11 protein-coding genes are annotated in these 12476 nt (G+C 62.6%); 6 read left to right on the plus strand and 5 right to left on the minus strand.

What is annotated here, in order from left to right:
- Nucleotides 1-150: 150 nt before the first annotated feature.
- Nucleotides 151-2157: a methyl-accepting chemotaxis protein gene (locus AHA_RS08135; protein ID WP_164927596.1), complete on the minus strand. Its 2007-nt coding sequence runs from the start codon at nt 2155-2157 to the stop codon at nt 151-153.
- 189 nt (nt 2158-2346) lie between these two features.
- Nucleotides 2347-3642, minus strand: a complete 1296-nt coding sequence (locus AHA_RS08140) for an aromatic amino acid transport family protein (protein WP_202795499.1) — start codon at nt 3640-3642, stop codon at nt 2347-2349.
- Between the two features lie 248 nt (nt 3643-3890).
- Here AHA_RS08140 and AHA_RS08145 point away from each other — a divergent pair, with 248 nt between their 5' ends.
- The 4 genes from AHA_RS08145 to AHA_RS08160 all read left to right on the plus strand — a co-directional run bounded on the left by AHA_RS08145 (nt 3891) and on the right by AHA_RS08160 (nt 7030).
- Nucleotides 3891-4274 carry a Rid family detoxifying hydrolase gene (locus tag AHA_RS08145; RefSeq protein WP_011705513.1) on the plus strand — a complete coding sequence of 128 codons (384 nt, stop codon included), beginning with the start codon at nt 3891-3893 and terminating at the stop codon, nt 4272-4274.
- A gap of 22 nt (nt 4275-4296) precedes the next feature.
- On the plus strand, nt 4297-5586 hold the full coding sequence (locus tag AHA_RS08150) for an L-cysteine desulfidase family protein (RefSeq protein WP_011705514.1): 1290 nt from the start codon (nt 4297-4299) through the stop codon (nt 5584-5586).
- A gap of 58 nt (nt 5587-5644) precedes the next feature.
- Nucleotides 5645-6298: a helix-turn-helix transcriptional regulator gene (locus AHA_RS08155; RefSeq protein WP_005299461.1), complete on the plus strand. Its 654-nt coding sequence runs from the start codon at nt 5645-5647 to the stop codon at nt 6296-6298.
- A gap of 144 nt (nt 6299-6442) precedes the next feature.
- The gene (locus AHA_RS08160; RefSeq protein WP_011705515.1) at nt 6443-7030 is read left to right on the plus strand and encodes a histidine phosphatase family protein; all 588 of its coding nucleotides are present in this window, start codon (nt 6443-6445) and stop codon (nt 7028-7030) included.
- A 58-nt stretch (nt 7031-7088) separates the two neighbouring features.
- Here the strand turns inward: AHA_RS08160 and AHA_RS08165 are convergent, their stop codons facing one another.
- Nucleotides 7089-7766, minus strand: a complete 678-nt coding sequence (locus AHA_RS08165; protein WP_237701977.1) for an HNH endonuclease — start codon at nt 7764-7766, stop codon at nt 7089-7091.
- Nucleotides 7767-8022: 256 nt separating this feature from the next.
- Here AHA_RS08165 and AHA_RS08170 point away from each other — a divergent pair, with 256 nt between their 5' ends.
- Nucleotides 8023-8490 (plus strand): hypothetical protein, encoded by a 468-nt coding sequence (locus tag AHA_RS08170; protein WP_011705517.1) that lies wholly within the window; start codon nt 8023-8025, stop codon nt 8488-8490.
- Between the two features lie 153 nt (nt 8491-8643).
- Nucleotides 8644-9012, plus strand: coding sequence for a VOC family protein (locus AHA_RS08175; protein ID WP_010634411.1), 369 nt, complete (start codon nt 8644-8646; stop codon nt 9010-9012).
- 123 nt (nt 9013-9135) lie between these two features.
- On the opposite strand, the gene AHA_RS08180 is transcribed toward AHA_RS08175, so the two are convergent.
- Nucleotides 9136-10719 carry an alpha/beta hydrolase gene (locus AHA_RS08180; protein ID WP_011705518.1) on the minus strand — a complete coding sequence of 528 codons (1584 nt, stop codon included), beginning with the start codon at nt 10717-10719 and terminating at the stop codon, nt 9136-9138.
- Between the two features lie 197 nt (nt 10720-10916).
- Nucleotides 10917-12263, minus strand: a complete 1347-nt coding sequence (gene gdhA / locus AHA_RS08185) for an NADP-specific glutamate dehydrogenase (protein ID WP_011705519.1) — start codon at nt 12261-12263, stop codon at nt 10917-10919.
- Between the last annotated feature and the right edge of the window lie 213 nt (nt 12264-12476).

The raw sequence follows: 12476 nt of genomic DNA on the forward strand, positions 1-12476 counted from the left end.
TGTTGTGGCTGAAGATTACCCCGCTTTATCCTCAGCGCACAATGGGCAGTTGATACTTTTTTCGCCAAGAAAAACAATGCTGCCTGACTGTCTGAATTGGCAAAAAAAAGCCAGCCCGGCAAGGGGCTGGGGTGAGTGACGGGGACTGGCTCAGAGCACGAAGCTCTGCACCATGGCACGCAGCTGCTCGGTGAGCTGGTGGATCTGGCGGGCGGCGTCGCGGGCCGCGTTGGCCACCTGCAGCGCCTCGTCGCTGCCATCGGAGATGCGCACCACGTTGCGCTCTATCTCGTTGACCACGGCCCCCTGCTGCTCGATGGCGCTGGCGATCACCGAGTTGGTGTCGACCATGCTGCCCACCCGCTCGGTGATGGCGCCAAAGGCCTGCTGAGCCTCCTGGGCCAGACCGACCCCCTCCTGCGCCTCGCGGCTGGCGGCGGACATGGCGCTGACCGAGGCGCGGGCGCCGGTTTGCAGCTGCTCGATCATCTGCTGGATCTCGACCGTGGCCCCCTGGGTGCGGTTGGCCAGCGAGCGCACCTCGTCGGCCACCACCGCGAAGCCGCGCCCCTGCTCGCCGGCGCGGGCCGCCTCGATGGCGGCGTTGAGCGCCAGCAGGTTGGTCTGCTCGGCGATGCCGCGGATCACCCCGATGACGCCACCAATCTGGCTGCACTGCTGCTCCAGCTGGCCGATGGTCTCGGCGGTGCGCAGCACCTCGCGGTTGATGTGGTCGATGGCCTTGATGGTACGCTCGACCACCGCCTCGCCCTGACCCACCACGGCCTGCGCCTCCTGGGTCATGCGGGCGGCCTGCTGGGCGTTGCCCGCCATGTCGTGGGAGGTGGCGGCCAGCTCCTTGATGGCGGTGGCCACCTGATGGGTCTCCCCTTGCTGATCGGCGATCACTTCCTGGGAGCGGCAGGTCCGCGCTTCGATTTCAGTGGCGCTCTCCACTACGCTGACGCCGTTCTCCCGCACCCGCAGCATCAGGGTGCGCAGGGTCTGCAGAGTCACGTTGTAATCCCGGCTGATGGCGGCCAGCTCATCCTGGCCGACGATCTCGATCTGCTGGCTGAGATCCTGGGCGTTGACCCGGGCGGCGATCTCCCGCACCCGGCCCACGGTGCCACGCAAGGAGAGATAGGCGCCGATCATCAGGTAGAGATAGACCAGCAGGATGGCGGTCAGCGGCCCGGTCACCCACCAGAAGTGGTGCTGGTTGGCGGTCATGCGCTGGTGCAGATCCGCCTCCAGCCGCTCGCGCACCTGACCCGCCAGCGCCGTGATGGCGGCATCCAGCCCATCCCCCAGCGCCAGCACCTCCTTGCTGGAGAGCTGCACCTGCTGGTCCTTCATCATCTTATTCTCCAGGGTATCGACCCCCTGGTGGGCCTGCAGCAGCAGGGCGTCGGTCTGCTGGCCCAGCTCGCTGCGATAGGCGGGCGCCATCTCATAGAGCAGGGTCAGGTCGGCCTCCAGCTCCTGCAGGGTGGCGTTGATGAGGTCGAGGCGAAAGCGCAGCGCACTATAGCCCTGGGCCTGAAACAGGCCGAAGTCGGCGATGGTGGCGGCCCGATCCCGCACCTGGGCCAGCAGATCGCGCAGCTGCGGCAGCCGCTCGCTGGCGAGCACCACCATGTAGTAGGTGCCGAGCGCGGGATCCTGCACCAGGCTGCTGGCGGCGGTGATGCTCTTGTAGAGGTGGCGCACCTCGGTCAGCAGCTTGTCGTGGCGCAGGTTGCTCTGATCCACCTCGAGCCCGAGCGCCTCGCTTTGCAGGCTGGACCACTCCTGGGCGAGGGTATCGAACACGGGGTTTTGCTGTTTGGTGGCGGCAAAGGCGGCCAGGCTGGCATCGACGGCCCGGGCTGCGGCCTTGACCTCCTCCTCGCCGACCGGGTTCTGTTCATAGCCGTGGCGGGTGACCAGGTTGCGATGGGTCAGCAGGGCCTGCTCGATGGCGGGCAGCGGCGCTAGCTTGACCACGCCGGCCAGCTCCTTGCGGGCCTGGGCGTTGTCGTCCTGCAGCCGACCCAGCAGGTTGGTCATGCTGTAGGCGAGCGGCAGCAGCATCAGGCAGGACCAGAGCAAAAACTTGTACTTGAAGGAGAGCTGATTGCCGAGCCGGATGGCGGGCGTGAATATCCATTTCATATGAAGCCTCGGGCCCCGACGGGGCGTGTAGCGGGATGGCTGGATATTACTCCTCGCCGGGTGGCTCGGCTGGGGGCGGGGTGGAAGTTGTGATCCCCTTGGCTTTTTCCCGTGGCGAGGGGGGCTGAATGGGTCAGAAAAACGGGCCACCCTCAGGGTGGCCCGTTGCCGATGGGAGAAGGTTGCGGCTCAGTTGAACGCCAGGAAGGGCGAGACGCAGAGCAGCAGGCCGGTGACGATGATGATGTAGAGGGAGACCCCTTTGTACTTGTGCAGCGCCGGCACCTGATAGACCAGGTAGGCCGGGATGAGGCACCCCACCATACCGAAGATGGGGCTGCAGATGGAGGTGAAGCTCAGCACCGGGGCGTTGAGCACGATGGCCCCCCAGGAGAGCAGCACGGTGAACAGCATGATGCCCTTGCCCACCAGCCCCTTGTTGATGCGCTCTTCCGGCATCACCCGGCGCAGCAGGTTCATCGCCAGCCCCTGGCAGGCTTCACGAAAGCCCAGATAGACGCCGAAGTAGGCGGTCATCACCGCGAAGATGTTGAGGGTGAGGCTGAGCAGCTTGAGGGTCTGGCCCGGCATGCCCTGAGCCACCATGGCCAGCGCCGAGATGTTCTCCTCGGAGGCTTTGACCGCCTGCTCGTGGCCCATGGCCAGGGTGAAGGAGACGGCGTAGAAGAACACCACCACGAACAGGATGCCGAAGGCGATGTTCATGGCGCGCATCGCCTTGAAGCGAGCCACTTCCAGGGATTTTTCCCGCGAGCGGTAGGAGATCACCATGGGGCTCAGACTCTGGATGAAGAGAATGGAGGTGAGGGTGAAGGGGAGCATGACGATGGCATCCTTCAGCCAGTCACCGCTGGCCGGCATGGCGGTGATGTTGGCGGCATCCCACTTGCTCACCATCATCAGACCGAGTACCGCCACCACGCTGATCTTGGTCAACACCATGAAGGTGGAGATCTTGAACAAGAGGTTCTCGCCGCGCGACGCCAACGCCACCAGGGCGCAGATCAGCACCAGCCCGTAGAAGGGATTCTCGGAGAGCAGTTGCTGGGTGACCCCGAAGCTTTGCAGGAAGGAGGCGCTGTCATTGGTGATGGCGGTGGAGTAGACGAACACCCAGATCACCAGCATCACGAAGTAGAGGGCGCCGAGCAGCACGCCCCAGTTCTTGCCGAGGTAGCCGCTGATGACGCTGGGGTAGTCCTTGCACTCGGGCGAGGTGGCCAGGGTATTGATGAAGAGGCGCTGGAACATGTACATGGCCGGGTAGCCGATCACCGCCGACAGCAGAAACACCCACAGCCCCATCAGTCCCACCTGCACCGGCAGGAAGACGATCCCCGCCCCGATGGCCATGCCGATGCTCATGATGACCCAGCCCCAGTCGGTGCTGTCAAAACGAACCGCTTCTTTCCATTCCAGCGTGCCCATCACGGGCCGGGTGAGTGTCGTACTGTGCGCGTCCATAAAATACCTTGTTTTTGTAGGGGTAAAAATCAGGCGCAAATATAGTTGAATAAAAAGCGGCAAAACAATGCTTTTTATCGCTCTTCTACCTAAAGAGGGAGACAGATCACGCTTTCAATTTGCGCCTGCTACCGAATTTATCGCTGTTTTTGCAGGTTTTAGTTGAATGGAATGCCTAATAAGCAAATAATGTTGAACAAGACGAGACTATTGATTGCAAAAATAATTGCATTTTAAGGAGTGGCAATATGAAAAAGATCATCGTGGCAGAAGCCGCACCCGATGCCATCGGTCCCTACAGCCATGGCACTGCCTATGGCGACCTCATCTTTACCTCTGGCCAGCTGCCGGTGTGCAAACAGCAGGGTGGCGTGGTGGAAGGGGGCATCGAAGCCCAGAGCCGTCAGGCGCTGGAGAACCTCAAGCATGTCTTGGAGGCCGCCGGCGGCAACCTGGATACCGTGCTCAAGACCACCTGCTATCTCGCCGAGATCAGTGATTTTGCCGCGTTCAACGAGGTTTATAAACGCTATTTCCTGAAAGATTGCCCGGCCCGCAGCTGCTTTGCGGTGAAGGATCTGCCGATGGGTGTCAGGGTAGAAGTGGAAGCGATCGCTCACATCGCTGGTTAATGTTGATAGAAAGGGTGTTCTGATGAAGCAAGCGTGGCAGCAGTATCTGCAGATTATTCAACAGGTTGTCAAACCGGCGCTGGGTTGTACCGAGCCCATCGCCGCCGCTTATGCCGCCGCCGTCGCCGCCCGGCAACTGGGCTGCAAGCCCGTCCGGCTGGAGGTGGTGGTGTCGGACAACCTCTACAAGAACTCCATGGGGGTCTATGTGCCGGGCACCGGCAAGATTGGGCTGGCCATTGCCGCCGCCGCCGGCGCCATCGGTGGTAACGCTGAGGCCGGGCTGGAGGTGCTGGCCGCCATCACGCCGGCCCAGGTCGCAGAGGCGCAGGAGTTGATCGATGCAGGTCAGGTGCAGGTGAGCCGCACCTCGGCCCCCGAGTTCATCTATTGCCGGGTCCGGCTGCTGGGCCTTGATGCAGAGGGCACCGAACACAGCGCCGAGGTGACCCTGTGCGGCGGCCATACCCGCATCGTCGAGCAGCGCTGCAATGATGAAGTGACCTTCACGGCCGAGCAGGGCCAGGGCGGTGCCACCGGCGCCATCTGCGACGGGGTCGACATCAGCATCGCCGCCATTCATGAGTTCGCCACCCAGGTGGAGTTCGAGCAGATCCGCTTTATCCTGCAGGCTTCCGAGCTCAACGGCAAACTCTCCGACGAGGGGATGAACAACCCTTATGGCCTCGAGATCGGCCGCACCATGCAGCAGAACATCCAGGCCGGCCTCATCGGCGAGGACGTGATGAACCGCATCGTGATGCGCACTGCGGCGGCCTCCGATGCCCGCATGGGGGGCGCCAGCCTGCCGGCCATGAGCAACTTTGGCAGCGGCAACCAGGGCATCGCTGCCACCATCCCGGTGGTGGTCATCGCCGAGCGCTTCGGTGCCAGCGAAGAGCAGCTGGCCCGTGCCCTCATCATGAGCCACCTGGGGGCCATCTACATCAAGTCCCACTATCCGCCGCTGTCGGCCTTTTGCGGCAACACGGTCACCAGCGCGGCCGCCGCCATGGCCATGGTCTATCTGGCGGGCGGCAGTTTCGAGCAATCCTGCCACGCCATCCAGAACGTGCTGAGCGACAGCGCCGGCATGGTGTGCGACGGCGCCAAGGCCTCCTGCGCCATGAAGGTGAGCACCTCCTCCGGGGCGGCGGTGCGCGGCTTCCTGATGGCGCTCAACAGCCACGGGGTATCGGGGCAGGGGATCGTGGCGGGCAACGTGGAGCAGACCATTCGCAACGTGGGCCAGATGGTCAAAGACGGCATGTCTGCCACAGACAGCACCATTATTGATATCATGTCCGCCTGAGTGTCCCTGTCGGCTGCCACCCTTGCCCGGGTCGGCGGCCCTTTTATAAGGTTTCAATGTGAAGCTGCAAGAGCTGAGTCAGACCGATTTCGAGATCCTCAAGGCGATGGAGATCATCGTGGACGGCATCGCCGCCATGTATGGTCAGCACACCGAGGTGCTGTTGCACAGCCTGGATGCGCGCAATCCGTCGATCATCAAGATTGCCAACGGCCATATCACGGGGCGCAGCGTCGGTGCTCCCATCACCAACCTGGCGATGATGAAACTCAAGAGCGGGCAGGATATCTCCAGCCCCTACATGACCAAGTGCGCCACCGGCAAGACCCTGCGCTCGCTTACCACCGTCATTCGCAATGGCGAGGGGCAGGCCATCGGCTTGCTCTGCATCAACACCGACATGGATGCCCCGCTGCAATCCGTGCTGCGCACCATGATGCCGGAGTGCCTGCACGGCCACGATGGGCATGCCACCCCGGAGGTGTTTGCCCGCAACATCGATGAGGCCCTCAACAGCACCATCGACACCGTCAGTGCCGAGGTGCGCGGCAACGAGGCGGTGCCCCCGTCCCAGAAGACCCGGGTCATGGTCAACCAGCTGCACGAGCTCGGCATCTTCGAGCTCAAGGACAGCGCCCAGATAGCGGCCCGCCAGCTCGGCATCTCGGTTCACTCCATCTACCGCTATCTGCGGGAGATCAAGAAGGGCTGAGCGCATGGCGCCAGCCAGCATTAACGGGTCAGCATTGACCCGTTTTGTTTTTTTACGCCCCCCGCCTGCGCCTTGGCTGCCTCGGCGCATCTGTTATCATGCCTCTTCTGTTGTTGTTATCTCATTGAACCTGCTGGAGAAACCATGTCCCGTACCCTCTATCTGCTGCGCCACGGCCAGACCCGTTACAACGCCGAACTGCGGCTGCAGGGGCGCTGCAACTCCGAACTGACCACCAAGGGTGAAGCCCAGGCCCTCGCCATGGGGGCTCGTCTGGCCAAGCTCCTGGCCGAGCCTGCCGACTGGACGATTTACGCCAGCCCCCTCGGTCGGGCGCGCCAGACGGCGGAGCGGGTGTGCCAGCAGCTTGGCCTGGACCAAGCGCGTATCGTCTGGGACGAGCGGCTGGTGGAGCTGGGGATGGGGGAGTGGGAGAGTCGCCGGGTGCCCGAGCTGCTGGCGGTCCACCCCGAGCTGGATCTGGAGCAGCCAGACTGGTATCTGCAGGCCCCCGAGGGGGAGAGTTTTCAGAGCATTCAAGGCCGGGCCCTGAGCTGGCTGCAGGATGAGCAGATCGCCGAGCGCGCCATCGTGGTCTCTCACGGCCTGTTTGGCGCCATGCTGCGCGGTGCCTATGCGGATCTGGACTACACCACCACCTGGCTGCAGGAGCTGCCGCAGGATGCCTTTTTCAAACTGAGCGGTGGCCGCATCGAGCGGATCCCCTGCTGACCCCGACGAAAACGGCTCGCCATTGGCGAGCCGTTTTTTTATGAGCGCAGAAGGCGCGTTATTCTCGTACCAGCCTGGGCAGCGCCTGGTAAAGAGCTTCACGTTTTTGTGCCTGGTTGACGCCATAGTGCAGCTCACGGTGGCAATTAGGGCAGAGCGCCACCGTGTTGCTGATGGTATCCGAACCCCCTTCGGCGAGTGTGCGCAGATGATGCACCTCTAAAAAGGCGTCTCCCGTGGTGGCATGAAAAGGGGCCGGTTGTGCGCAGCTTTCGCAACGGCCCACCGCCGTCATCAATACCCAAGCCTTCACCTTTGGATCCCGCCCATAGCTTGTGTTGGCTCCATAACGCTGCTGTGGTTCTTGGATGCCGATGGGCATGGGGAGTGTTGGCTTGATCTTGTAGCGGCTCACTTGATGCTCAAAGGCGGCCTTGCCGGTATAGGGTTGGCCATCGAGTTCACAGAGCAGGCGCTCTATGATGGGGGCATTGTGGGGGCCCACGTTTTTAGCCGGCTTGAGACCAGATACCCAGGTCCGCCCTAGCAGGGCGCAGATATAGGAGATGTTTTGCATTCGATATTCGAATGCCTTCTCGGTGCGGCCAAACTGGTTAGCGAGTTCGGTGTAATAGCGCTTCTTGACGAAGGGGATGCCATTTTGCTCCATGGTGCGCATCGCCAAGTAGGCGCTGACAGTCGCCCTTAGTTCCTCTTCTGTCCATGTATCGCGCAAAACTGGCTCCTCAACACTGTTTCTCGGTCGCCTTGAGCCCCGACATGATCGGGATGGCCCCATCCGAGTTACCTGATATGGCGCGCATCTTAATCCAATCGACACCTTGTTTCAGCTGTGTCGGTACAATAATGTGTGCATCATCAAGCAATTAGCTGATAGTAAGCAGTAGGCTAAAGCGAGTCCTTTAATTAGGGGCTTAGCGCAGGGGAGTTACAAACGTCAATTCACCCAGGTCAACCACAAGGAGGTGGTGATGGATCCGGTTTCTTATCTTTTCTCGGCTTATCTCAATCTGGTACAGCAGCAGGTATCGGATATTTATGGCACTGAGCTCAAGTCGCTGGTGGTGGAGTATGAGGGGGAACAAATCCCCTTTGCCTTCCAGTTTTGGCAGCTGCAGCCGAAAAGCGTCTGCCGCAGCTACGAGCAGGATGCACGGCGCTTCAGTCAATGCACCGTCAAGGCGGCGGCGCTATTTGGCAAGCTGTGCGATCAGTTGTCCCGCCAGGACGACAGCCACTCGCAGCAGCCCCAGTATCGCGCCATGTATTGCGCCGCTTCAGTTAACTACCGCCCCATGATCGCCGATATTCGCGAGAGTAAACCGGATGCGGCCCGGCAAGCCGAGCGCGCCTGCAATCAAGCCATTCTGGCCGCGATGGACAGTGATGATGAAACCCTGCTGGCCCAGCGTGACCAGGCGTGTCGCACCCAACAGTAAAGGTCACCGCCGCCTTCACTCAGCTAGTGGCTTTGCTCGGCCATCTTTGCGCCATTCGGCACAGTTGCCAGCTGGGGAATTGGGTATGATGAGGGCGCCCACAGGTCAGTCTGTCGGGCCAGCGCTATCGACACACATCAGCCAGGAGGGGACATGATCAGCCATATCGACCATCTGGTATTGACGGTCAGCGACATCGAGCGGGCCGTCGCGTTTTACAGCTCAGTGCTCAACATGGAAGCCATCACCTTCGGGGCGGGGCGCCGGGCCCTGCGCTTTGGCAACCAGAAGATCAATCTGCAACTGCTGGGGCAGGAGCCGCGCAACCGGGCGCAGGTGGGCTCGGGGGATCTCTGCCTCATCACCCGCTGGCCGCTGGAACAAGTCATCGCCCAGCTCCATTGCCACGGGGTGGAGATAGTGGAGGGGCCGGTAACCAAGAGTGGAGCCTGCGGCCCCATCGAGTCGGTCTACTGCCTGGATCCGGATCAGAACCTGATTGAGATCAGCCGTTATCCCTGATGGCGCTTGGCATCGGGTGACGGCCGGTGGATGCCGCCCTGCCGGTGCGATTGGGGCAAGTGGCGAGAGGCCCCGCGCTAGCCCCATCCTGACACTCAGCCGCAACGGGCCCTGGCAAGGGCTCTAGAAGGGAGCCTCGCTCTCTTGCGCATCTTGTAGAAACTGTTCCCGTTCCGCCTGATAGGCGGCCTCGTCTTCGCTGTCCCAGACCGGGGCTGGCTGCTTGCCGGCCGGCGGTTGGGCTGGCGCCGTCAGCATCTCTATCACCTTCTGCTGCAGATAGGGGAAGAAGGGATTGGAGGAGGTACGGGTGAGGGCGCCGGGGTTGACGATCAGCACCCCGCGCTCACCGCGCAGGGCCAGGCCTCCCAGGTTGATGCCGTATTGCTCGCGCTGCTCGGGCCGTGGCGCCATGCCATAGAGGGGGTCATCCATCGGGAAGGGCAGGGCCACGTGGGAGAGGGAGTAGATCTCCCTGGGGTAGTCGATGTCGAGGGGCTGGATCTGCTCAGGCCCGCCGCCGGCCGGCAAACTGCTGGCCTGGGTACGGGTGCTGGCGGGCGCCTGGTTGCCCACCACCGTCAGCCGGTAGGAGAGCGGCGGGCGCGGCAGCAGGTGGCTCAGCGCCAGCTCGGAGGCGCTGCTCAGCAGCGGGCCGAACAGGGTGCCACGGTTGATGTCGAACAGCACCAGCTCGCTGCCGTTGGCAGGCAGGAAGTGGTAGAGATCGGCGATGATGGAGCGGGTACTGACGGTGTAGTCCATCACCGACTGGAAGGTGAGGGTGGACGGGAAGGCCGCCAACTCGCCGCTGGCTGCCTGCTCACGCACCTGCTGCTGGATGGCGTGGGTCAGCCGGTAAGACTGGCGCGCGCCGTTGACCGGAAACGAGTTGTACTTGAAGGGGTTGAACTCCGGCATGGTGTCGAGCCAGGCGGCGCTGGCAAAGGCGGGCAGCAGGGCGGGCACCGCCTTGAGGCCGGCGAAGCGGGCAAAGCGGGTCACCCCTATCATGGGGGAGATGAGCACCAGCCGATCCGGTCTTGCCAGTGCCCCTGTCTTGTCACCTTCCGCATCGAGCGCATATTTCACCGCCAGCGCGCCGCCGTTTGAAAACCCCACCAGATGCAGCGGCAGCGGGCTTGGCGCTAGTACCCTGGCCTCGCGCACCGCCAGCCGGGTGGCGGCCAGCCAGGTCTCCCAGTCGATGTCGACCAGCCCCGCCGGCACGGTACCATGTCCCGGAATGCGCAGCCCCAGGGCGATGAAGCCCTGTTCGCGGTAGCGCTGGGCCAGGTGGCGCAGGCTGTAGGGTGAGTCGGTCAAACCGTGCAGGAACACCGCCACCCCTTTCACCTCGCCGCTTGGCCGCAGCAGATAGGATCGGTTCCAGTCGGTTGCAAAATGAGCCGGATTGATGGGGGCATCCTGATAGTAGCGATTGCTGTCGAGCTGCTGCTCCGGCGGCGTTCTGGCGATCACCTCCTTGGTCACCAGCTCGAACAGCTGCTGCTCGTGGGCCAGATAGGCCTGCCAGTCGCTGTTATCGAGCTGCTCGGCGCTGAGTTCGGGCGGCACCAGGGTGTGCCAGGGCTGCAGTGGCGCCGCCTGCCAGGCGAAGTAGGCTACCAGGGACCAGCCGAGCAACAGCAAGCCCAGCAGGCTGAGAAGAAGGCGGCGAACAAGGCGGCGGGTGCGAGCCAGCATGGCAGAGTCCTTGGCACTGATAAAAGAGGGGCGGCCCCGCGTCCACGGCGGCCGTACTAAGGGTCGAAAGCTGGCTTAAAGCCTAAGGGAAACAAGGTGATAAGTACAGACAGTGAGCGGTTCATCCGAGCAAACAGAGGGCAGCTCCGGGGCTGCCCTCTGTGGTAATGCTGTCCGTCTGTGCGGTCGCTGGAGCGTCAGCAGACTCCCTGGGCCAGCATGGCATCGGCCACCTTGACGAAGCCGGCGATGTTGGCGCCGCTTTCGTAGTTCACATGACCCGTCTCATCCTGGCCATAGTGCACGCAGGTGGCGTGGATGCTGGTCATGATCCCCTTGAGGCGGGCATCCACCTCTTCCCGGCTCCAGCAGAGACGCTGGGCGTTCTGGCTCATCTCGAGGCCCGAAGTGGCGACTCCGCCGGCGTTGGCGGCCTTGCCCGGGGCAAACAGCACCTTGGCTTCGTACAGACGACGGATGGCGGCGGCGCTGCTCGGCATGTTGGCCCCCTCGGCCACCAGTTGCACGCCATTGGCAATCAAGGTGGCGGCGTCCGACTCATCCAGTTCGTTCTGGGTGGCGCAGGGCAGGGCGACGTCCGTCGGCAGGTGCCAGGGAGTGCGGCCGCTGAAAAACTCCAGCCCCTCTTCGTGGGCGTAATCGGCGATGCGTTTGCGCTGCTCGTTTTTGAGCGCCATCAGCCGCGCCAGTTTCTCGGGGGTAAAGCCCGCCGGATCGTAGACGGTGCCGCCGGAGTCGGAGGCGGTGATGACCCGGGCGCCGAGGGCCATCGCCTTCTCGATGGCGTACTGGGCCACGTTGCCCGAACCCGACACCGAGACCGTCATGCCGTCCAGGGATTGCCCCCGGTTGGCCAGCATGGCCTCGACGAAATAGAGCAGGCCGTAACCGGTGGCTTCCGGGCGGATCAGGCTGCCGCCAAAGGAGAGCCCCTTGCCGGTAAAGACGCACTCGGCGCTGTTGGTGAGCTTCTTCATCATGCCCGCCATGTAGCTCACCTCGCGCCCGCCTACCCCGATGTCACCGGCCGGCACGTCGGTGTCGGCGCCGAGGTGGCGATGCAGCTCCAGCATCAGCGCCTGGCAAAAGCGCATCACCTCTCCCTCGCTCTTGCCCTTGGGATCAAAATCGCTGCCCCCCTTGCCACCGCCCATGGGCAAGGTGGTGAGGGCATTCTTGAAGGTCTGCTCGAAGGCGAGGAACTTGAGCACCGAGGTATCCACCGAGGGGTGAAAGCGCATTCCCCCCTTGAAGGGGCCGATGGCGGAGCTGTGCTGTACCCGGTAGCCCCGGTTCACCTGCACCTGGCCTCGATCATCCACCCAGCTCACCCGAAACTGGATCAGCCGCTCCGGCTCCACCAGCCGCTCCAGCAGGCCGTGTTGCAGGTAGCGGGGGTGGCGCACCACATAGGGCCAGATGGAGGCGATCACCTCGCTCACGGCCTGAATGAACTCCGGTTGGTGGGGATTGCGGCTGGCGACCTGGGCCAGAAAATCCGCCTGGGAGAGGGAATGACTCATCTGTAACTCCTGTAGTGAAGGGTAAAGGTGGCCTCTTGCCAGAGAAAAGTGCACACCCTGCAACCAAATTTATGTTTTTTGTCAGGCCTGGATGCAGGTGAATATTTGGTGTTTTTCGCAATTGGGCGAAAATTGTTGTGTGAATCGCCGAAAACAGCAGGAAAGAGTGCCGACAGGGGTAGATAATTCGCGCGAATCAAAATCTTTTTATGC

It is taken from the genome of Aeromonas hydrophila subsp. hydrophila ATCC 7966 (assembly GCF_000014805.1).
Lineage (GTDB): Bacteria > Pseudomonadota > Gammaproteobacteria > Enterobacterales > Aeromonadaceae > Aeromonas > Aeromonas hydrophila.

What these genes read in the sequence shown, in the direction of transcription:
- AHA_RS08140 (WP_202795499.1), bottom strand. Translation starts at nt 3,642, where the DNA reads ATGGACGCGCACAGTACGACACTCACCCGGCCCGTGATGGGCACGCTG.
- AHA_RS08170 (WP_011705517.1), top strand. Translation starts at nt 8,023, where the DNA reads ATGGATCCGGTTTCTTATCTTTTCTCGGCTTATCTCAATCTGGTACAG.
- AHA_RS08180 (WP_011705518.1), bottom strand. Translation starts at nt 10,719, where the DNA reads ATGCTGGCTCGCACCCGCCGCCTTGTTCGCCGCCTTCTTCTCAGCCTG.
- AHA_RS08175 (WP_010634411.1), top strand. Translation starts at nt 8,644, where the DNA reads ATGATCAGCCATATCGACCATCTGGTATTGACGGTCAGCGACATCGAG.
- AHA_RS08145 (WP_011705513.1), top strand. Translation starts at nt 3,891, where the DNA reads ATGAAAAAGATCATCGTGGCAGAAGCCGCACCCGATGCCATCGGTCCC.
- AHA_RS08135 (WP_164927596.1), bottom strand. Translation starts at nt 2,157, where the DNA reads ATGAAATGGATATTCACGCCCGCCATCCGGCTCGGCAATCAGCTCTCC.
- AHA_RS08160 (WP_011705515.1), top strand. Translation starts at nt 6,443, where the DNA reads ATGTCCCGTACCCTCTATCTGCTGCGCCACGGCCAGACCCGTTACAAC.
- gdhA (WP_011705519.1), bottom strand. Translation starts at nt 12,263, where the DNA reads ATGAGTCATTCCCTCTCCCAGGCGGATTTTCTGGCCCAGGTCGCCAGC.
- AHA_RS08150 (WP_011705514.1), top strand. Translation starts at nt 4,297, where the DNA reads ATGAAGCAAGCGTGGCAGCAGTATCTGCAGATTATTCAACAGGTTGTC.